The sequence below is a fragment of the Roseateles sp. PN1 genome, from assembly GCF_038419725.1.
Taxonomy (GTDB): domain Bacteria; phylum Pseudomonadota; class Gammaproteobacteria; order Burkholderiales; family Burkholderiaceae_C; genus Paucibacter_A.
On the sequence record NZ_JBCARA010000003.1, the window covers coordinates 141,560 to 161,875 of the forward strand.

The 20,316-nt window shown below is 66.5% G+C and carries 11 protein-coding genes; 6 read left to right on the forward strand and 5 right to left on the reverse strand.

Annotation, left to right across the window (positions count from 1 at the left end):
• The 5 genes from AABB87_RS05720 (at nt 1) to AABB87_RS05740 (ending at nt 5,355) form a co-directional block, all read left to right on the forward strand.
• The gene (locus tag AABB87_RS05720; RefSeq protein ID WP_341970377.1) at nt 1-2,721 is read left to right on the forward strand and encodes a DUF802 domain-containing protein; all 2,721 of its coding nucleotides are present in this window, start codon (nt 1-3) and stop codon (nt 2,719-2,721) included.
• Nucleotides 2,718-3,386: an OmpA family protein gene (locus AABB87_RS05725; protein WP_341970378.1), complete on the forward strand. Its 669-nt coding sequence runs from the start codon at nt 2,718-2,720 to the stop codon at nt 3,384-3,386. The genes AABB87_RS05720 and AABB87_RS05725 overlap by 4 nt, the downstream gene beginning before the upstream one ends.
• Nucleotides 3,379-4,059 (forward strand): DUF2894 domain-containing protein, encoded by a 681-nt coding sequence (locus AABB87_RS05730; RefSeq protein ID WP_341970379.1) that lies wholly within the window; start codon nt 3,379-3,381, stop codon nt 4,057-4,059. Before AABB87_RS05725 ends, AABB87_RS05730 begins: the two co-directional genes overlap by 8 nt.
• A 69-nt stretch (nt 4,060-4,128) precedes the next feature.
• The gene (locus AABB87_RS05735; protein WP_341970380.1) at nt 4,129-4,836 is read left to right on the forward strand and encodes a Crp/Fnr family transcriptional regulator; all 708 of its coding nucleotides are present in this window, start codon (nt 4,129-4,131) and stop codon (nt 4,834-4,836) included.
• A gap of 138 nt (nt 4,837-4,974) precedes the next feature.
• The gene (locus tag AABB87_RS05740) at nt 4,975-5,355 is read left to right on the forward strand and encodes a hypothetical protein (protein ID WP_341970381.1); all 381 of its coding nucleotides are present in this window, start codon (nt 4,975-4,977) and stop codon (nt 5,353-5,355) included.
• A gap of 11 nt (nt 5,356-5,366) precedes the next feature.
• Here the strand turns inward: AABB87_RS05740 and AABB87_RS05745 are convergent, their stop codons facing one another.
• Complete coding sequence (locus AABB87_RS05745; RefSeq protein ID WP_341970382.1) at nt 5,367-8,261, reverse strand: tetratricopeptide repeat protein; 2,895 nt, start codon at nt 8,259-8,261, stop codon at nt 5,367-5,369.
• Nucleotides 8,262-8,430: 169 nt separating this feature from the next.
• On the opposite strand from AABB87_RS05745, the gene AABB87_RS05750 reads away from it, so the two are divergent.
• The gene (locus AABB87_RS05750; RefSeq protein ID WP_341970383.1) at nt 8,431-8,820 is read left to right on the forward strand and encodes an NAD(P)/FAD-dependent oxidoreductase; all 390 of its coding nucleotides are present in this window, start codon (nt 8,431-8,433) and stop codon (nt 8,818-8,820) included.
• A gap of 13 nt (nt 8,821-8,833) precedes the next feature.
• On the opposite strand, the gene AABB87_RS05755 is transcribed toward AABB87_RS05750, so the two are convergent.
• Genes AABB87_RS05755 through AABB87_RS05770 form a run of 4 tightly spaced genes read right to left on the reverse strand, consistent with a single transcriptional unit; the run spans nt 8,834 to nt 20,214 of the window.
• Complete coding sequence (locus AABB87_RS05755) at nt 8,834-12,853, reverse strand: capsular polysaccharide synthesis protein (protein WP_341970384.1); 4,020 nt, start codon at nt 12,851-12,853, stop codon at nt 8,834-8,836.
• Nucleotides 12,840-16,661: an eCIS core domain-containing protein gene (locus AABB87_RS05760; RefSeq protein WP_341970385.1), complete on the reverse strand. Its 3,822-nt coding sequence runs from the start codon at nt 16,659-16,661 to the stop codon at nt 12,840-12,842. Before AABB87_RS05760 ends, AABB87_RS05755 begins: the two co-directional genes overlap by 14 nt.
• A 7-nt stretch (nt 16,662-16,668) precedes the next feature.
• Complete coding sequence (locus AABB87_RS05765; RefSeq protein WP_341970386.1) at nt 16,669-18,558, reverse strand: ATP-binding protein; 1,890 nt, start codon at nt 18,556-18,558, stop codon at nt 16,669-16,671.
• A gap of 27 nt (nt 18,559-18,585) precedes the next feature.
• The gene (locus tag AABB87_RS05770; protein WP_341970387.1) at nt 18,586-20,214 is read right to left on the reverse strand and encodes a hypothetical protein; all 1,629 of its coding nucleotides are present in this window, start codon (nt 20,212-20,214) and stop codon (nt 18,586-18,588) included.
• Between the last annotated feature and the right edge of the window lie 102 nt (nt 20,215-20,316).

The window sequence follows — 20,316 nt, forward strand, 5'->3', positions numbered from 1 at the left end:
ATGATGAAACGTTTTCTATTCCTTCGCTGGGCCACGCTGTTGGCCGGCTTGGCCGTGATCGGCTGGGTGGCTTTTGGTTATTGGGGCAGCCATCCTTTGGCCTTGATGTTGACGGCGCTGATTGCTGCCTTCTATCTGATGGGTGTGTTCGAGTTGCGCCGTTTTCAGCAAACGACCCAAGCTTTGGCGCAAGCGCTTGAGGGCCTGAGTGCAGCACCCGCTAGCCTCAACACTTGGCTGGAAGCCGTGCCCGTGACGCTGCGCCATGCCGTGCGCCGCCGGGTGGAAGGCGCACCGGTGGCTTTGCCCGGCCCGGCCCTGGCGCCAACGCTGGCGGGTCTGGTGGTTCTGCTGGGCATGTTGGGCACCTTCGTCGGCATGGTGCTGACCCTGCGCGGCACTGGCGCGGCGCTGGAAAGTGCGTCGGACTTGGTGGCTGTGCGCAATTCGCTGGTCGGCCCGGTCAAGGGTTTGGGCCTGGCATTCGGCACTTCGGTGGCTGGGGTGGCGGCGTCGGCGGCTCTGGGCCTTTTTGCGGCTTTGTGCCGGCGTGAGCGTGTGCAGATCGCGCAGCGCCTGGATGCAAGCATTGCCAGCCATTTGCGTGGCTTCTCCGCCGTGCATCAGCGCGAGGAATCACTTTCCCTGATGCAGCAGCAAGCCACCCAGATGCCCGCCTTGGTGGATGGTTTGCAAGCGCTGATGGCTAGCATCGAGCGCCAAGCCGAACTCGCTAACGAACGCCTGCTGGCCAGCCAGGAGCGTTTCCACGCCAAGGCCGATGCGGCTTACACCGGCTTGGCTCAGGCACTGGATCAAACCCTGCAAAGCAGCGTCAAGGCCAGCGCCCAAAGTGCTGGTGAAACCCTGCATGCCGTGGCCAGCAGCACTTTGGGCAGCATCGCCAGCGAAACCAAGGCGCTGCAGCAAAGCCTGACGGCCACCATGCAGGCGCAGCAGATGGAACTGTCCGCGCGCTTCGACACCAGCGCGCAAACCATCAGCGCGGCCTGCCAAACCTTGCTGGCACGCCAGGAGAGCAGCAACCTGGCGGTGGTGGATGCGGTGCGCGCCAGCCATGAAGGCTTTGCCACTACCTTTGCCCAAGGCAGCAGCGCCTTGCTGGCAGAAGTGGCCCAGCGCTACGCCGGCTGGCAAGCTGAAATGGCCGCAGCCTTGCGCACCATGGGTGCCGAGAACCAGGCCGTGCAGGAGAAGATCAGTGCGGCGGCCAGCCAGCACCTGTCCGAATTGGACCACCGCCATGCCAGCTGGCAGGGTGAAATGGCAGCGACCATGGGCGCCATGAGCGCCGAGAACCAGGCTCTGCGAGCGGAAGTTGTTGATGCGACCAGCCAACATCTGACTGAGCTGGACCAGCGCCACGCCAGCTGGCAGGCGGAAACCGCCGCCACGCTCAGCAGCCTGGGCCGCGAGACGCAAGCCCTGCACAGCGCCATGGGTGGTGCGCTCAGCCAGCACCTCGATGCCGTGGCCCAGCGCCATGGTGCTTGGCAGGGCGAGGTCGCCGGCATGCTGAGTGGCATGGCCAGCGAGACCCAAGTTCTGCAAGCCAGCATCAAGGCGGCTGCGGCCGCTCATCTGGATGAAGTGGCCCGGCGTCACCTGGCTTGGCAGACCGAGATGGCCGAGGCGTTGAGCCGGATGAACGGTCAGGCGCAAGCTACTCAGGATTTGATGAGCCGCTCGGTGAGTGGCCATCTGGAGCAGGTGGCGGAGCGCCTGGATCGCACGGTTCAGCAACTTACTCAAGGTTGGCAGCAGGCCTTGAGCCAGCACGAGCAAGTCAGCAGCCAGCTGAGCCAGCAAAACCAGCAGGCCCTGGCGGGTGCTGCCAGCCAGTTCGAACAGCATGGCCAGGCCTTGCTGGGCCGGATGCAAGCGGGTCAGGCCGAACTGCAAAACAGCGTCGGCCAGCATGAGCAGCAGCGCGTGCAAGCCATGACCCAGGCGCTGGAAGCCATGGCCGCATCCATGCGCCAGGAATGGCAGGCGGCTGGCGCCGACACACTGGCCCAGCAGCAACGTGTTTGCGAAACCTTGGAGCGCACCGCGCTTGAGATCACCGCCCAGGCGGAGACACAAGCCCGCAGCACCAGCCACGAAATTGCCCGCCTGATGCAGTCGGCCTCCGAGGCCCCGCGCGCCGCCGCCGATATGGTGGGCGCGCTGCGCCAGCAGCTGTCCGACAGCCTGGCGCGCGACAACCAGATGCTGGAGGAACGCGCCCGCGTGCTGGCAACACTGGGCGGCCTGGTGGACGGCATGAACCAATCGGCGCTAGAGCAGCGCAGCGCCATCGACGCGCTGGTGGCGTCTTCGGCCAAGATGCTTGAGCATGTGGGCGGCCAGTTCAATGCGCAGCTGGATGCGCAAACCGGCAAATTGGCCGATGTGGCCGCGCAAGTCACCAGCAGCGCGGTTGAGGTGGCCAGCCTGGGCGAGAGCTTTGGCTTTGCGGTGCAGCTCTTCTGTGAATCGAATGACAAGCTCAGTGCGCATCTGCAGCGCATTGACACCGCACTCGGCGCGGCCATGGGCCGCAGCGATGAGCAGCTGAGCTATTACGTTAGCCAGGCGCGCGAGGTGATTGACCTCAGCCTGCTGTCGCAAAAGCAAATCATTGAAGACTTGCAGCGTCTGGCTGCACCTTCCGGCCGCGCCGATGCGCGACCCGCTCAAACTGCCTCAGCAACATGAGTGAAGGTCTGGACATCGACGCCAGCGAAGACGCTGGCCTGGAAGCCACCACCCCGGTGTGGGCCGTTTTTGGCGACCTGATGGCCGGTCTGCTGGGCGCGTTTGTGCTGATTCTCTTGATGGCGATTGCCTCGCAGCTGGAACTCGCCACCAAGCTGCAAGAAGAAATCAGCAAGCACCAGCAGGAAGAGCAGCGGCGCCAGGCCCTGGAGCGCGCACTGGCCATTCCCCTGGCTGCCGGGCGGGTGACCTTGGAGCATGGCCGCATCGGTATCAGCGGTAGCGTGCTGTTTGCCTTCAATTCCGCCGAGCTGCAGCCCGAAGGCCGGGCGCTGCTCAAGACCTTGGCCGGACCGCTAACGACTTATCTGCAAGCGCGGGATGAGATCTTGATGGTCAGCGGCTTCACTGACGACAGGCAGATGCGCGGCAGCAATCAGCAGTTCGCCGACAACTGGGAGCTCTCGGCCCAGCGGGCGCTGACGGTCACCCGCGCGCTGATTGAGGCCTCGGTGCCGTCCTCCGATATCTTCGCCGCCGCCTTTGGCGCGGAGCAACCGGTGGCGCCCAACGAAGATGCGCAAGGCCGCTCACGCAACCGCCGGGTGGAGATGGCGCCGATCGCCAGACCTTCTCGTAACAAGCCGGATGCGCCACATGGCTGATGAAGCCGCTCGGCTCAATCCAGCGCCCGCTCAGGCCAGTTCGGCGCGGGTGCGGCAACGCCTGGTTGAGGTGATGGCCCGGCGGGCCAGCGCGCTCGATGGCAGCGCGCGAGAGCGGCTGGAAGCCAGGTTGAGCACGCTGCGTTTGGAGACGCAGAGCGGCAGCGTGGAAGAGCAGGGCGCCGCGTCGCTGAAGAGCGACGCGAGCCCAGTACCGCCCCAGCCCAAACCAAGCCCATTGGCCGAACTCTTGCGGCATATTCAAGGCCAAAAAGCGCTGGCCGGTGGCGCTCCACTGGGTCAAGCTGTTGGTCCAGTGGCTGGCCCAGCATCTAGCCAAAAGGCTGCGGCCACTTCGCGTCCGCCAGCTGAACCCCAGGAGCTGCAGTTTTTCCGGCGCACCTGGGCGCGGCTCAGCGTGGACCGGCAATTGGCCCAGTCGCGCAAAGCCTTGCCGCGAAACGCCGGGCCGCTGAACTCGCACCACATCGTGCATCGCACCCTGAGCCTGATGCAGCAGATCTCACCCGCCTACCTCGAGCATTTCGTCGGCTACGTGGACAACTTGCTGTGGCTGGATCAGTTCAACGAGCAGCAGTTCGCGCAGGATCCGGCACCCAAAGCCCGCCCGCCACAGGCGAAGAAAGCGGCCGCCTCCAAGCTACGCGGCTAAGCACAAGCCACTAGCACCGCAGTGCGTAGTGCTGATGCATACTGGCCCCGCCAAGCCCAGGAGCGTGCCTTGTCCAACACCGAACTCTTGACGGCTGCCACCGCTCGCTTTGCCGAGTTGCTTTCGCACCCTGAGGGTGTGGTGGCGGTCATTTCGGCCTTGCTGGCCGGCGCCCTGATCATCGCCAGCACCATGGTCAAGACCATCATTCCGCTGCGCTGGCTGGCAGTGGGCAGCAATGTGGGCTTCGTCATCTACGGCGCACTCGGCCAGGCCTGGATGGTGCTGGCTCTGCATGCGGTGCTGTTGCCGGTGAATCTGGTGCGGGCGTGGCAGATGCACAGGCTCACCCGACGGGTGCGCGCCTCGGCGGAGGCGGCAGATCTGTCTGGCGTGTGGCTACGCCCCTATATGAAGCGGCGCAAGCTGAAGGCGGGCAGCGTGCTGTTTCGAGCGGGCGATCAGGCTGACCGGCTCTATTTTTTGGTGGAGGGGCAGGTGGAGATCGTTGAAGGCGGCTATCAAATCAAGCCCGGCCAAATCTTTGGCGAAATCGCCTTTTTCGCGCCCGACCGCATGCGGACTGGCACCGCACGTTGCGTGCGTGCCAGCACCGTGATGTCGATGGATGAGACCACCTTCAAGCAGCTGTACTTTCAAAACCCCCAGTTTGGCTTCGAGGTGGTGCGCATGATCGCCGGACGGCTGAGCAATGACGTTAGGCGCTTGCAGCAGCGCTTGCAGCCGGCTGTCGACGAGCCCAAAGCGCCGGCTTGAAAGCCCGCGTCATTGCGCAGACGGCTTCAGTAGCTTTGGCTTTTTCGCAACCGGCACGGCTTTCGCACGTGGGGGAAACGGAACAGAATCCGCTCGGCTGATCGCTGGATCGGCGGCCCAAACTCAAGGAGATTGACGATGTTGAATCGATGGGTATTGCTGGCTGGACTCTCCCTGATGGCGCATGCGGCAATCGCCCAAGGCGCCGACAGAAAGGTGGACGTTCAAGTTGCCTCAGGCGCGATCAAGGTGGCTCCCGACCCCGTGAATATGGCGCGGAACCAGAATCGGATCGAATGGACGTTGAACAGCGATGGCTACACCTTTGCAGCCAACGGCATCGTCATCAAAGACGCGAATGGTGACTACGGCGACTGTGGACCGGTTGGCAATAAGGGCAAGAAATTCGCCTGCAAGAAGCTGCGGCACATCGATCACAAGGACTTCAAATACGACGTCAACTTAAAGGATGGCCAGGGGCAGCCGCTGTCTTTGGATCCCATCATTCACAACGAATAGGGTCGCACTTTTTAATTCGGCCGGCCCAGCATTAGCTCCGTGCGTTGCAGGGTCGCGCCGAATTCCGAATGCGCCTCAATTTGAAGCCTGTGGGCAAGCGCTTTTGCATCGCTCACCAAGCGTACGGCGTCGTCCGTACGCCCCTCCAGATGCGCACATTGCGCCTGCGTGCAAAGCAAAACGCCAAGGCCGGCTTGGTCTTCGGCAGCTTGCAATAAGGGCTGGCTGAGTGCCAGGCTGTTGCGAGCCAAGTCGAACTGCGCCAGTTGCAACTGAGCCGCGGCCAGATAGCAAAGCACCTGACCCTCCAGATGTCGATCTGCCAGGTCTTTGGCCATGCTCATCGCGTCGTTTAGCTTGGCAATGGCATCTCTTGGGTGCTCTAGATGGGTCAAGAAGATGCCTAGGTTGCACAGCACAACGCACTCCAGGCGTGCATGGCCCAGTTCTTTGGCTATCGCCAGGGCTTGCTGGCTGAGTCGGATGGCGTCCTCGACGCGTTGCCGCATGTGATGGAGAAAGCCTAGATTGCACAGGGCATTGCCTTCGCACTTGCGATCACCCAACTGCTTCGCCACATTGATCGTCGCCTCGAAATACTCTTGAGCTTGTGCCAAATGCCCCTGCGCAAGATCCAAGGCGCCCAGATTGCCAAGCGCGCTGGCTTGCCAATGGAGGTCGCCGCTGCGCCGTGCTAAGTCCAATGAGGCGAGGTAGCTCGCTTTGGACTCGTCTACCTGGCCTGCGTTGGAGGCCAGTATGCCGAGGGTATTGAGCGCGGAACACTCCAGGCGTGAGTCCCGGATGGCTTGGGCATGCTGCAAAGCCTGGCGGGCCGAAACAGTGGCGCGCTCGAACCGGCCCTCCCTTAGCAGCAACACGGCGAGCAAGATCGAGGCTGCAGCGATGCTTGGCGTATGCGCGATGGACTCGGCGCGAATGAGTGCGGCCTCGGCATGGAGGCGGGCGTCGGTCAATCGTCCATTGGCATTCCAGGCCTGAGCCATGACCAACTCGACCCGCGCCGTCAATTCGTCGTCCAAGCTCTGCATCTGCGATACCGACTGCGCCAAGCTCACGCCTACTTTGAATGGCCCATGCAAGCTCAAGGCCGACCATGTGCCTTCCAGGGCGCCGGTGGCTACTCTGCCGTCGCCCCAATGAACAGCCCTGCGGCAGGCGACGATCAGATTGTCCAGGTCGCTGCAATTGCCGTCCTTGGCGTGATCCGGGCCCAACGCCGCAAACCACGCCGCGTGCCTGGCCTGTGCCGCCCGCAAAGCGGCCGGCCCGCTGCCTGCAAAGCGCCCGGGGGTACGCAGGTGTTCATCGGCATAGGCTTGCACGCTGACCAGCAAGTCGAATCGCTCACTGGAGATGGCTCGGACAAAGGACTTGTCGACCAGCGAATGCAGCGCGTCCACGCTCCAGGGCGCGTCCGCAAACGCGCTCAGATCGATCACGCTCTCGGCCGCGGCGAGATTGAAGCCGTTCTCAAACACCGATAGCTGGGCCAGGGTCGCGCGCTCCGCGGGGCTAAGCAGATCCCATGACCAGTCAAAGGCTGCCCGCAGCGTGGACTGCCTGTCGTGCCGCCCACCGGTGCTGGCCAGCAGCTTGAAGCGCTCGCTCATCCGCGCCAGCATGGCCCGGGGCGGCAGGATGCGTACTCTGGAAGCCGCCAATTCGATGGCCAGCGGCAGGCCGTCGAGCAGGCGCACCAGAGCGCCGACGGCTGCGCGGTCTTCCTCGCTGGGGTGAAAGTCGATGCGCGCGGCATGCGCGCGCAGCCAAAACAAGTTTTCGGCGTCCGGCCAGGGCAGGGGGGCTAAGGCCAAAGTTTCTTCGCCGGGAATGCCCAGCACTTCGCGAGTGGTCACCAGGAAGTGAGCGTCCGGCGCACGGTCTAGCCATTGGCCCAAGGTGTCTTCCGCGTGGCGTGCCACTTGTTCGAAGTTGTCGAGGATGAGCAGGCAGCGGCCACGCCCCGCAATGGCACGGCACAACTGCTCGACCGGATCGAGCTTGTCCAGCCGCATGCCCAGCCCCTGCGCTACGGCGGAAGCAAGTCCGTCTACGCTGCGTGCGGCCGCCAAGTCACAAAACCAGACGCCGCCAGGGTAGTTGCCACGCCAAGTCCAACCGAAGTGCGTGACCAGGCGGGTCTTGCCCGCGCCGCCAATGCCTAATACTGAAACAAGACGGGCATCAAGGGCAAAGCGCCGGGCCAATTCCTGCAGGGGCGCGCGCCGGCCGACAAAAGCGTCGCGCTCGGCCGGCAAGCTATGGCGAATGTCCCGCACCGGCTGCCAATGGCCGGCCTGCTGGACCACCCGATAGGCCTTGTCGGAATCAGGCGGCGGGAGGAATGGGGCATCTGCCGTGCCCGCCTCGAACAATTCAAGAGGCTCCGGCAGCCCTTTGAGTCGCCAATGACCGTGCGAGACCAGTCCTTGCTCGTTTTGCCCCAGCAGTTCTCGCGCCGCCTTGCTCAGCAAGGTTTGCCCACCGCGTGCGGCCGCCATCACTCGCGCCGCCACCGGCTTGGCCAAGCCGTCCACTTCCAGTGGCTTGGCGCCTATGGCCACGTCGTGAGGGCTGTTTTCTCGCAGCGTCACAGGCCCGGCATGCAGGCCGACGCGCGCCAGCAGGGGCTCGGGCAGTGCCGCCAAGGCCTGGTGATAGGCCAAGGCAAAGCCAAGAGCGTCACCGGCCCGCTCGAAGAACAATAAGAAGCCATCGGCCTTGTCGATTTCCCGGCCGTGCCATGCGTGAAGCAGGCTGCGGGCCAGCTTGTCATGGGCCAGCCACAGCTGGGCCATTTGCTGGTCGCCAAGGCGCTCAGAGAGCGCAGCGCTATCGACGATGTCGATCAAAAGCAGGCAAGCAAGATCGAGTTTTGCCAATTGAAGAGCGGCCTTGCCCTTGGTGGCTAGGGCGCAGAGCGATGGTATGCGATGCGAGTGAGCTGCGGCGTGGCCGGCTTGCACATCTGCTTCGGCATCGCCGCTGTGATGCCTCGCCGCTGGCAGGGCTTTGCAATCCTCGAGCCGCCATGGGCTTTTGAACACCTTTATGGCTAAGTTCTCGGTGGACTATTTCGGCCGGCCTTCGCGCGACCTTGCCGCGGAGCTGCGGCCCTGCATCGAGCGCACCTTTCCGCAACTGCGTGGCATGGCGATCGACTACCAGTGGAGTTGCAATATGGGCATCGTGATCAATCGCATTCCGCAGCTCGGCAAACTGGCCCCCAATGTGTGGTTCGCGCAGGGCTATTCAGGCCACGGCCTGGCCACTTCCCATATCGTCGGTGAAGTGATGGCGGCCGCCGTCATGGCCCAGACCGAGAGCTTCGACGTCTTCCAGCGCTTCAACCATGTCCGCGCCCCGGTGGGTGATTGGCTGGGACGCAAGATGCTGGCTTTGGGGATGTGGTACTACCTGCAGCTGGAAAAATTTCGCTGAGCTTTGCTATTGCTTAGTCGGCGCAGTGTTCGGTCTGGCGCAATGCCTGCTGCCCGCCATGGCCGGGGCCGGATTGATCCAGCGGCAGATCATCAAGGCGCCATACGGCAAGGCTCTTGTCGCCATAGGCACCCCCGCCCTCGGTGCATTGCTCGTTGAGGACCAGCAGCGGCGGCGCAAAGGCAAACGGCGCCAGTTGCAGGTTCAAGGTGCGCCATTCGCCGTCGGCGGTGTCACGGTTCGGCCTTGCGCCCGTGAAGGTGGTGGTCAGCAAGAAGGTGGCGCCGCTGACTTGGAAGTTCCGCAAGACCGCCCGGCTCTCGGCATAGGACAGGTGCGGCAGCAGGTCGCGGCAGAAGATCGCGTCGGCCCGTGGCAGTTCGGAATCCAGCAGGTCCAGGCGCCGGAAGTTCCGTCGCAAGCCGGCATGGCGCCACTGAAGGCCGGCGATCACCTCGCCCAGCACATCCACGCCAATGTACTGTTCGACGCCCAGATTCACGGTGCGCATCCAATTGAAATCGCCACAAGGCGCATCCAGCAGTGAACGGATGCCCAAGTGCGCCAGCAGAAGTGGCAAGCCAGCACGCAGCCGCTGAGTCTGCTGCAAGTTGGAGCCGGGGCCGGAGATCGACTCGTCGCGGTGCCGCCGGTAGAGCTGGGCATGCTGACTAAAGACGCGCTCGTGCAGCGAGGCCGAGGCAGCGCCGCCGGTGGGTAGCCCGATGCGGTCCAGCAGATAGGCAAAGAAGGTGCCGGGTTTCAGCAAATCGGCGCCCGGCCGCGCCGCCAGCATCGGGCCGATCCGCGAGTTGGACAGCATGTAGCACAACGCATCGGGGTCGAAGGCCTGCGCGTGTTCGGCCTCACTGCGCTCGGTCAGAAAGGTCTCAGGCTCGCTCCAGCACACCGGCTGGACACGCTGGCATGGCAGCTCGTGCCAGGCAGAAGGCAGGCTGGCGACGGCAGCGCCCAAGGGCTCCGAGCCCAGCGAGGTCCAGCCCAGCGGCCGCTGCGAACGCAGCAGCGCGCAGACTCGCGCGTAGCTCGCCTCGATGATCCGGCTGCCAGGCCGAGCCGCCAGGAAGCCATTCGAGACCAGGCCGCTGCGCTCACGGTGGCCGACGGTTTCATGCTCGACCAGCAAGTCCAGCACCGATTGCAGCGGCTGCATGGCCAGGCAGTCGGCATCCACCCAGAGGCCGCCGAAGCGGCGCAGCAGGTATAGGCGTATGTAGTCGGCACGGTGGGCGATACGCAGGCGGTCGAGACTGATGTCGCGGTCGCCTTCGGGATCCTGCGCGCGCATCCGCTCGAAAGCCTCGCGGTCCAGCACTTGCAATGTTGCTGGGGCAGCCGCGCGCAGCGTGGCGAGGCAGGCTTGGATCCAAGCCGGGCAGGGGCCTTCCCAGTAAGCCCAGACGGCAAGCCCTGGCCTCGGTGCGGCAGCCCCAACGGCCTCATCGGCCACATCGAAGCGACTCAGCAATCCTGGCGTCGGCACCGGTGCGGGGAAGCGCGCCTTGAAGGCCTCAGCCTGGCGCAGGGCGCCAACCTGACCCAGCAACTCGACATTGGCCGCATAGTGCGGATTGGCCGCGCTGGCAGCGCCCGGCGTCGGGCCGCCAGAGCAGGCATGGTGCAGATGGTGCATCTGCTGTCCGGGCCGGCGCGAATGGCCGCTGCGGCCCAGCAGGCCGATCTTGTGATTCCAGGCGTTGTCCTCGCCACCCCAACCGCGGAAGCCCTCGATCAGGCCGCCGTGCTGGGCAAGAAAGCTTCGCCGCACCAAGCCCGCGCCGCCTGAGGCGCCCGAACCTGAGGCCAGCACCCGCACCGGCTTGCAGCCTGCCGCTGCCTTCAGGCCCTGCATGACCGCCTGCGAATCCGCCGGTGACAGGTAGCACACGCCCGAATAAGGCGTTAGGTAGTCAAGCCGGCGCTCGCGCAGCTCCTGCACTGCGGCAGCGATGAAGCCGGGATCGGCGATCAGATCGTTGTCGTGCCACAGCAGCAGCTCGCCGGCCGCCACCGGCTGCGCGGCGTTCAGCGCGCGGGCGCGCTCAAAAGCGCCGCCATGCTCGATGAACAGGTGCAGGCAGGACCAGCGCCGCGCACAGTCCAGCGCCACCGGCGCCGGCCCCATTTCGACGACCACGATCTCCAGCCGCACGCCTTGCTGCTGGCGCAAGCTGGCCAACGTGCCCATCAGCTGCGGCAGCCGCTCGGCGCCGCCGTGCGGAACGACGACGGAGATCAGCGGGTCGACCGACAGCGGCGGCTGCGAGGAATGGGGCTGAGGTGACATGGCGGGAGGCTCCGTGATCGAAGGCGGGGCGGGCCGTGCCGGCGTGGCCCCGTCGCCGCAGGCCGCCGCCCAAAAGGCCGGCCATTGCCGCTCGAAGGCCCAATGCGCTTCCATCCATTGGCGATTGGCGCGGCCCTGGGCAGCCAGCGCTTGCGGGCCCTGTTCGAGCAGCCGCAGCAGCGTCGCCTCTAGCCCGTCCAGCGTGCTGAAAACAAAGGGCAGGGGGCCAACGGCCCCGGGCGCGCAGCGGCGCAGCGCCTGCTCCACGCCGTCCAGCAAGCCGACGCCATTGACGACGACCGCGCCAGCGGCCAGTCCTTCGAGGCTGTTGCGGTGGTAGCTGCCGGTCACGCACTCATCGATCACGATGTGGGCGCGCCGCTTCATCGCCAGCGCCTCGGCATGGCTCAGTTGGCCCTGGCCGGTGCTCTCGACACACACCCAGTCGGGATGGCGCCGCGCCAGCCGCGCCAACACCGCCATCGTGGTCTGCCAGCCCTTGCCGTGCCAGTACAGTCGATGGCCGGCCGGGTAGCGCTCGTGGCGGCCCGAGGGCGTGTAGGCGATGTGGATCCGGCTTGCGTCCTTGGGCTCCGGGCTGTGATCGGCCCGCCACAGCGGGATAGGGTTGGGCACCAGCCCCCAGCCCGCGAACTCGGGCAGCGTGGCCTGGTACTGCCCGACCACCAGGCCCGGCATGCCGCCGGTCCGGACATGGCTCATGTCGACGTTCCAGCCGTAGTTGTGAGCCAGCGTGACGAGTCGCTTGCCGCGCAACACGCTCGCATGTGCCGGATCGATCTTGCCGTTATGGACGATCACGATGTCGGCTGCGGCCAAGGTTTCAAGCACTTGTTGCGGGTTCCGGCCCCAGCTGCGCCCGCCTTCAAAGCCCACGCCGTTGCCATAGCTGCCGCTCGGCCAAAGGCACTGCGCGTGATGACCGGTGGCGTGGGCGATGCAGTCGGCCAACAAGGCCGGCACGCCGGCCACCGGTGAGGTCGCGTAGGAAACGATGTTGAGGCGGCGCGTTGGCCTTGCGATGGGCCCTGCGAGTGCCTCTGCTGCTGGCATTGCCGTTGCTGTTGCCGCTTGCGCCGCCGTTGAAGCCGGCGCGTCCAGCGCCGCCAGCGAGGTCTTGCGCAAGCTCACCAGCCGGCTTTGCGAGCTCAGATTGATCAGTTCGATACCGCGCCGCGCCAGCGCTTCGGCCAGCGCACCGTACTCGGCGTCGATTTGCGCCAGCCGGCCGCTCAGCGGGTGCTTGCCGCTGCGGGCGAAGAAATGATGTTCGGTGAAATCCACGCCGATCAGCGCGATCCGTGCCGCGCCCATGTACGCCGCCAGGCAGACCGCCACATAGGGCGAGTTCTGTGTGAAGTGCAGGCGTTCGCCAGTGGTGTCGGTGCCGCCGCGCTGGCCCAGTTCGACGCGCACTTGCGGTGCCTGCATGGTCCGGCCCAGGTCGAGCTGGGTGAAAATCGCCTTGGCGCGGGATTCAGCCACGTGGCGGAACCGGTCGCCGGCGAACTGACGCGGCGGATTGACGACGACCAGGTAGTCGGGGTCGAAGAGCCGGCCCACGTCGTTCACCCCAATCGTTGTGAAGCGCGCGGCCTGCCCGGTCAGCTCGGGCAGCGACGGGCCGCAGCCGCAGACGATGAGGGTTTCGCCGGCATGGATGCCGCGGAAGGCGGCCAGCCGTGGTGCGTCACGGATATCCATAGACCTTGCCGGCGCTGACGATCTTGTTCGGGATGAGCTTGTTGCGGATCACCAGTGGCTTCTCTTTTGCCGGCTTCTTGACCCATTTGCCGTCGCTGCTCTTCTTCAGTTCCTGGACATTGCAGACGAAGCCCTGTGTCAAGGTGGAGAGCGCCTTCAGCGAGTCGATCTCGGCGACTTCGTCGGTGTTCGCCTTGCCCATCTTGGCCTTATCCTCCAACTCGCTCAGGCGCGGGATGGTGAGGGTCCCCCAGGCCGGCTGAACGGTGACCTTGTATTCAAGCACCTTGCCGACCTCGATGGCGGCTTTGACGTCGGTCTCCACCCAGTTTTTGTGGTCGTTATTGGCCTGCTTGCCCCAGGGCGTCAGGTTGAAGCGCTTGCCGGGGCCGCCGACGTTGTGGTTGAGCAGGTGGCCCTGCACATACCAGGTGCCGCGCACCTTGACCCCGAGGCCGGCACCAAGGCCGGCGAGCTTGTTCCAGATCGGCGGGAAGTCGCCGGGCTCGCTGCCTGGCGGATGCTTGTTGCTGAGGATGCTGGCCTCCATGCCCCCGCCGCCGTCATCGCTTCCGGTGCCGTTGTAGCTGATCACGGAGGTCGGTGTGTCCGCATCGCCGACCATATTGAGCGCCTTGATCAGCGGCACCAGCGCATTGATATCGTCCTGTAGCAGCTTTGAGCGGGCGGACTTCAGTGCATCGCGCTTGGCCTCGTCCTTTTCCATCACGCGTGGCTGCTTGGTCTGGATCTTCTTCACCAGCGCCAGCGCCGTTTGGTATTCGGGCAGGGCCTTGGCCTCGTCGGGCAAGGAGGCGATGTAGTCGTTCCATGACTTGGCCGGTGAGGCGGCGACCGCGACCTGCACCTCTTCCTCGCTGCCGTCGGTTATCAGCGTTAGCCTCTTCGTGCCGGCGGTGATCGGCGTCTTGGTCTTCCACCATTCCAACAGTTTGCCCGCCAGCGATTTTGCGCCGGCCATGATGCTGGCGAACATTCCCTTGACCGCATCGATGACGGCGAGGATCGCGTTGTCGACCTTCTGGCGCAGCTTGTCGATCAGACCCTTGATCGTCTCGGCCACGCCCGACAGGCCCACCTGGTCGCCCAGGAAGCCGATGACGGCGGGCGTGGCCTTCTTCATCGCCTGGTTGAAGATCTCGGCCGGCCCGGCCAGCGAGCCGGCGGCGATGTCGAGCACGCTGTCCAGCGTCTTGTTGACCATGTCGACGATCTGGCGCGCCCAGCGCACGGCGGTCTTGATCGCACGGTAGATGCGCCGCACCGCATTCACCACTTCCGAGAGGCCGGCGCTGGCCGCAGCCGCCGTGGCCATCAGCGTCAGCTCAATCGCGACCTGCTCCATGATCCAGCTGACGATGCCCTCCAGCACCGACTTGCCGAACTCCTTGCCCGCCTGCACGATCTCCTTGGCCACCTCGCCGGGCTTCTTGGCCTTCATGTCCATGATCCAGTCCCAGGCGCCTGTGATCATCCGCCAAGCCCTGCGCAGCTTGTCGACGGTCTCTTTCTCGAAGCGCTTTTCCAGCAGCTCGAAGAAATGCGGCATCGACAGGCCCAGCACGTCGAGCGCGAGCTTGACCAGGTCCCAGGGGTCGGTCCAACTCTTCGGTTTGGCGACGCCCTTGTCCGCCAACTCGCCGAACAGCCAGCCTTCCAGCCCGGTCAGCAGGTTGTCCTTGAGCTTGGCACCGTAGAGCTGCAGGCCCAAGCCCAGCGCCTTGACCGCGTTCTTGATGAAGGCGATCGGCGCCTTGGAGACCACGTCCCAGGCCGCCAAGGCCTTGTTCTTGACCTGCACCAATAGCTCGATCGGCAGGTTGAAGACCTGCAGCAGCAGCTCAAATGTGGCGCGGATCGCGCCCTTCAGGTCACGGGTGACGAAGACCGCGCGCACGATGCGCATCACCGTCGCCTTGGTCTTGGCCCAGGCCTCGTCGTTCTTGACAAGCTCCTTGAAGATATCGATCTGGCGCAGGATCAGCGGCACGATCCAGTCGACGAAGGGGTCACGGATGCAGGCGGGAATCTTCTTCCATAGCGCGCCGGCGAGCAGCAGCGGCAGCTGCGTCACGTCGACGATCAGGGCGCCGACCTTGGCCAGAAAGTCCAGCAAGGGCTGGAGGAAAGCGATCAGCCGGTTCATCGCGCGCTGCACCCAGTCGGCCAGCGAGGTCAGCTTGGTCGTGGCCCAGGCCGCCAGCTCGCTCGCTTTGTCAGCCACCCACTGTGCGGCGCTGACGAGGAAGTTCAGCGCCGAGCCGGCCGCCGCGCCCACCATCGCGCCCAGGCCCGCGGCGAACTCGCCCAGCCTACCGGTCACCGTGCCGGCCATCTTCATTACCGCAGCCGTCATGCGATTGATGGCCGCGATCATTTGCGGGATCAGCACCGTCTGCGCATGGGCGCGGGCGCGCACCAGCGCATTGCCGCCGGCCAGATTGGCCCGGATCCACTTGACGCCCTGGATCGCACCGTAGATGGCGATGCCGGCGAGCACAAAGGGTCCAGCCGGCGAGACCAGCACAGCCACCGCAGCCACGGTGGCGAGCACCGCCTGGATCTTCTTTTTGTAGGGCTCGATCTTGGCCTGCACCCAGTCCCAGGCGCTCTTGGCCTTGGCCTGCACCCATTGCAAGATACCGTTTTGGCCCTCGGGCCCGTCGCCAATGCCGATCTTGTTCTTGACCCAGTTCCAGGCCTTGGCGCTCAGGTCTCGCACCGGTTTGGCCAGGTCCCAGACCCAATCGATCAGCTGCTGTACCTGGCGCCATTTCTCGCCGGCGTATTTCTTCAGGAAGTCCCAGACCGGGGTGCCGAAGCGGTCCCAGACACCCGAGAGGAAATCGCCCACCTTGCCGACCACGGCCTGAATCTTCTCGATCACCGGCGTGATCAGCCGGGTCGCCATGTCCTCGATTTTGGCGGCCGCGTCGGTGATGGGCTTGCAGTCGTTCTGCGCGATCCTTGCGGCCGCCTCCTGCATGGACGAGAGCAGCGGTGCGATATGTGAATGCAGGAACTTGGCCGAGTCCGTGACCGTCTTGACCGGCGCCATCGCTGTGTCAACCACCGTCTGCAGCGCGCCGCTGACCTTGTCCTTGATCCAGTCCAGCACGCCCTCGGAACCGCGCCTCATGATGGGCACGAGCTGCGGTGCCACCGCATTGGCCGTGCGCCAGACCAGGCCGCTCAAGATGCCTTCATCCTCGCCCTCGTACTGCGGCGTCGCGGCAGCCAACTGGCCGCTGACCGCAAAAGTCCCGCCGCTGCTGATGCTGCTGGCGGCGGCCGATGCCTCGCCTTCCAGTGCGCCGCCGCCACCACCACCGCCGCCGCAAGCGCAGCAGCCGCCGTCGCAGCGCTGTAGCGCTGGCGGAGCACCACGCTGCTGCAGCACATGGGCCACCTCGTGCGCCATCAGGCCGATGTCGCGCGAACTCTCGCCCGGCCCAAGCACCACGTGCTGGCCAATGGCAAAGGCCCGCGCGCCCTGCGCCTGGGCCAGCCTTGCGGCGTCCCCGCCCTCGTGCACGCGCACGGCCGACAGATCGGCGCCGAAGCCGCGCTCGAGCCGGTCCAGCACCGGCGGCGCCAGCGCACTGCCGCCACTCAGGGCGCGCTGGCGCCCACCGCCGAGCTGCAGCACGGGTGCCGGCCCGCTGTTGGCGTTGGCGGCCCGGGACGCTCGGGGTGACGCGTCCCGGGTCCCCGCGCGGAAAGACGGCTGCGGCACCTTGGCGGCTGAGGGTGCTGCCGCGAGGCGGCTGGCGGTGCTTGCGCCCATGCTTGCGTCAGTGCTGGACGCTCAAGGACGGGCAGTGCTGGCCCGCGCGCCGGTACTCGCGCTGCAGCGCGCTCAGCAGCTCGCCGTTGCCGACACTGCCCTCGTGCTGCAGGCCCAGCAGGGCGGCATGCAGCGCCGCATTGCGGATCTGGCCGCCGCTGAGCGGGCATCGGCGGGCGATCTCGTCCAGCGCGGCGCTGCTGACCACATGGCGGGGCGGCAGGTGGGCTTGCCACAGGCCGTGGCGCAGCAGCGCGTCGGGCAGGGCGAAGTCCAGGGTCAGGTCCATGCGGCGGGCAAACGCGCTGTCGATGCGCTCGGCCGCATTGGTCGTCACCACCAGCACACCGTCGAAGCTTTCTAGCCGCTGCAGCAGGTAGTTGGTCTCCAGATTGGCGTAGCGGTCGTTGGCATTGTTGACGCTGGTGCGGCCGGCCATCAGCGCATCGCCCTCGTCCAGCAGCAGCACGATGTCCAGTGCCTCGGCGGCTTCGAACACCCGTTCCAGGTTGCGCTCGGTCTCGCCGATGTATTTACTGACGGTGGCGGCCAAGTCCACCCGGTAGAGCGGCCGGCCCAGCGTCGCGGCCAAGTGGCGTGCGGCCAATGTCTTGCCGGTGCCGCTGGGTCCTTTGAATAGCGCACGCACGCCGTCACCGCCGCCGTGTCCGAAGGCGGCCGGCAGCACGCCGCGCAGCCGCTCGCGGTGGCGGCAGCGGGCCAGCAGCGCATCGAATTCCTGCTGCAACTCGTCGCCCAGGGCAAGCGTCTCGGCCTCGCCCAGCGGCGGCATGCGGCGGGCCGTGCCGTCCAGCATGAAGCGGCCGGCGGCCTCCAGTTCCGCCATCAGCGCGCCGGGGCGACGATCGATGTCGGGCACCTGGGCCGCCAGCGTGTGAATGCGGCCACGCGGCAGACGCAGCTCGGCCAGCGCTGGCATGGCCGGTGCCCGGCCAAGCGCGGCCCGCCAGTGCAGCTCGCGCTCGGCGGCATCGGGTGGCGTTAGCTCCAGCCAGCGCAGGTGGCGGTGCTCGGCGTCGAGTCCGCCGTGGCGGGGCAGCTTCACGGCAATCGGGCCGGCGTATCCCGGCCAGTCGGGCAGGGTCTGGCGCTGGCCCGGTGCCGGGTCGGTGCTCAGCAGTGGCATGGCGCCGAGCAGCGTGGCAAGAGCCGGCAAGGCCGGGTCGTCCATAGGGCCTTCGAGCAGGCCGAGGCCGCTGGCGCGGGCAATCGCGCCGGCCAGGGCCCGCCGCCCACTGCCGGGCACGCCGCGCAGCGCCCAGCAGGCCCCGTTCGCCGGCCGCATGGCGGCCTCGCGCAGCGCCTCGGGCAGGATCAACTGGGCCCAGTCAGGCAGCGCTTCGCTAGGCGTGTGGCGCCAGGGGCTCAGCGCCTGGCCGCGCAGCGCGGTCCAAATGGCGGGGGGCATTTCCAGCACGCGGCGGCGCCCTTGCATCAGCTCCTGCAGATAGCCGCCTTCAATCAGCCGGTCCAGCGCCGCGTCCAAACCCGGCAGCAGGGCGCGGGTGCAGCGGCCCTCGTGGCCGCCGAGCGCCTCGGCCAGCGGCGCCAGCTCGGGCTCGTCGGCGATCCAGGCGCAGAGCAGGAAACCGCTCAATGCCGGGGCGTCGAGCGCCAAGGCGCTGCGCAGCCGCTCCAGCGGCAGACCTGGCGGCGCTTGCGGAGGCATGCTCAGCAGTTGCGCATCGAGCTGTGCCAGCGCCTCGTGCAGCTCCAGGCCCTCAAAGCCGGCTCGCGCCGCCTGGTTGACGTAAAGATGCAGCACCGGATGGCGCTCCATCAGTTCCTCCGGCGAAGCGAGCCGCGGGCTGGCGTCGAGGATCAGCGCCAGTGCGCTGCGCAGTTGCCAGAGCGCCAGATGGCTTGTTGCAGTCATGGCCTGGGCGTCCATCTGGGCTCCTCGTCAATCGAAGTGGAAGCGGATGTCGCAGCCGGCGGCGGGGATCCAGCCGGGGTCGCGGTCGAGGCCGGCCAGGCGCACGGCAAGCGGCAGCCGGGCCAGCGGGTAAAAGATGTCCATTCGTTCACTCCGGTCCAGAAGCCTAGCGGGCAGGGAGAGCATGTGCCGGATCTGGGCGCGCGCGGGCAGTTCGGCGGCATCGCCGAGCGCCTCGGCCAGCCGCGCATGCAGGCGCGGCCACAGCGGCAAGGGCAGCGGCTCGTGCGAGCCGGCACTGCGCTCGATGAGCCGGCGTCGCAGCGGATCGTGCCGCCAGCCTGGCCCTGCCCAAGCCTGGCCGGCCAACAGCAACAGGCGCCAGGGCGGGCAGGCCAGGCCGCGGTGGCGTGGCTGCGTGAAGTCGCCGTAAAGGCCCAAGGCCAGCGCGGCGTTGAGCAAGAAGAACAGACCGCCGTGGCGGGTGTCTGTCGACCGCGGGAACGCCGCGTGGATGTCGGTCTGCCGGGCTTGCGGCCCGGTATCGGCCTGGACAGTCGTCCGGGCGGGTGGTTGCAGGGCTTGGCTGCGGTCTGACGCGGGCCAGGATGCCGATGCCGACGTGCTGTTGCCTTGGCTCGCGTCAGCGCCAGTGACATTGCAGTCGGTATCGGCATTGCTATCGACATCGGGTGCCACCGATGGGGCGTCGGCGGCCGGCCCGGGCGCAGCCTTTGCTGGGGTTAAGCACGGCAGTGGATGAGCCTGCTTGGCGCTCGCAAGTTCGCCGCTCTTCGCCCGCTTCTGAGGCTTCGCTGTACCGCGTCCGAGTGGCGGTGTTCGCAAGCCGGTAGAAGGCTGGCCAGTGGGCGAGTCCCTTTCCTCCCGCCTGGCCAGCGGCCAAAGGCCGGCCGTGTTGGCAAGCGCGCTCGCATCGGACAGCAGCGCGGTGCAAATTCGCAGCAGCCGCTCGGCCACGACGGCGTCTGTCGTCGCGGCGTCCCTCATCACCGGCGGTAGCTGCAGGCCCTGCCTGTCGGGGAAGGCCGCATCCTGGCCATCAAGCACCCATGCGTCGATCGGGTCCGGCAGCGCATAGGCCTGGGCCAGCGCGGTGAGGAGACGACTCATCCCCTCCCTGCCCAGGCTGGCTAGCCAGGCTTGCGCGCGCAGCGGTCCCAGCCTTTGCAGCGCGCGTGGCATCAGCTGCGGTGCCTGCAGCCAGCGAGTCAATGCTGCATGCTCCTGCCGCGACGAAGCGCCCCATCGGCCGCTGCGATGCGGCTGCAGGACGGCCCGCCACCACCAACGCTGATCCAGCAAGCCCGCCTGGCCGTCGCGGGCCAGGCAGGCGAGCATCTCGGCCTCGTCGGCGAACCAAACCGCCTCGGCATCGCTATCGGCCGAGGTGGCTCGGCGCGCGCTGGCCAGCAGGGCCGCCAGCGGCGCGTAGCGGGTGGCGCTGTCGCCGGCCTGTAGCGCGCTCCAACGCATGGCCAGACGCCTCACCAGCACGATGGCATCGCCCGGCAGCCCGTGCCGGGCCGGGTCGGCCTCAGCCAGCAAGCGCTCCAGGCCCTGGCGCAGTCGCTGCTCGCCGGCCAGGCGCGCCGGCACGCGGACTGTGCGGATCGCGTGCGGCGGCGTACCGTTCATGGGCCCGGCCCCTGCGCCTGCAAAGGATTCGGGGGCGGGCGGTGAAAGCCCGCCCCCACGTGCGCGAGATTCGAACTCGCTAAGCCGATCGCAGCACCAGAC

What these genes read in the sequence shown, in the direction of transcription:
- AABB87_RS05755 (WP_341970384.1), bottom strand. Translation starts at nt 12,853, where the DNA reads ATGGATATCCGTGACGCACCACGGCTGGCCGCCTTCCGCGGCATCCAT.
- AABB87_RS05720 (WP_341970377.1), top strand. Translation starts at nt 1, where the DNA reads ATGATGAAACGTTTTCTATTCCTTCGCTGGGCCACGCTGTTGGCCGGC.
- AABB87_RS05730 (WP_341970379.1), top strand. Translation starts at nt 3,379, where the DNA reads ATGGCTGATGAAGCCGCTCGGCTCAATCCAGCGCCCGCTCAGGCCAGT.
- AABB87_RS05770 (WP_341970387.1), bottom strand. Translation starts at nt 20,214, where the DNA reads ATGAACGGTACGCCGCCGCACGCGATCCGCACAGTCCGCGTGCCGGCG.
- AABB87_RS05740 (WP_341970381.1), top strand. Translation starts at nt 4,975, where the DNA reads ATGTTGAATCGATGGGTATTGCTGGCTGGACTCTCCCTGATGGCGCAT.
- AABB87_RS05760 (WP_341970385.1), bottom strand. Translation starts at nt 16,661, where the DNA reads ATGGGCGCAAGCACCGCCAGCCGCCTCGCGGCAGCACCCTCAGCCGCC.
- AABB87_RS05765 (WP_341970386.1), bottom strand. Translation starts at nt 18,558, where the DNA reads ATGACTGCAACAAGCCATCTGGCGCTCTGGCAACTGCGCAGCGCACTG.
- AABB87_RS05750 (WP_341970383.1), top strand. Translation starts at nt 8,431, where the DNA reads ATGGCTAAGTTCTCGGTGGACTATTTCGGCCGGCCTTCGCGCGACCTT.
- AABB87_RS05725 (WP_341970378.1), top strand. Translation starts at nt 2,718, where the DNA reads ATGAGTGAAGGTCTGGACATCGACGCCAGCGAAGACGCTGGCCTGGAA.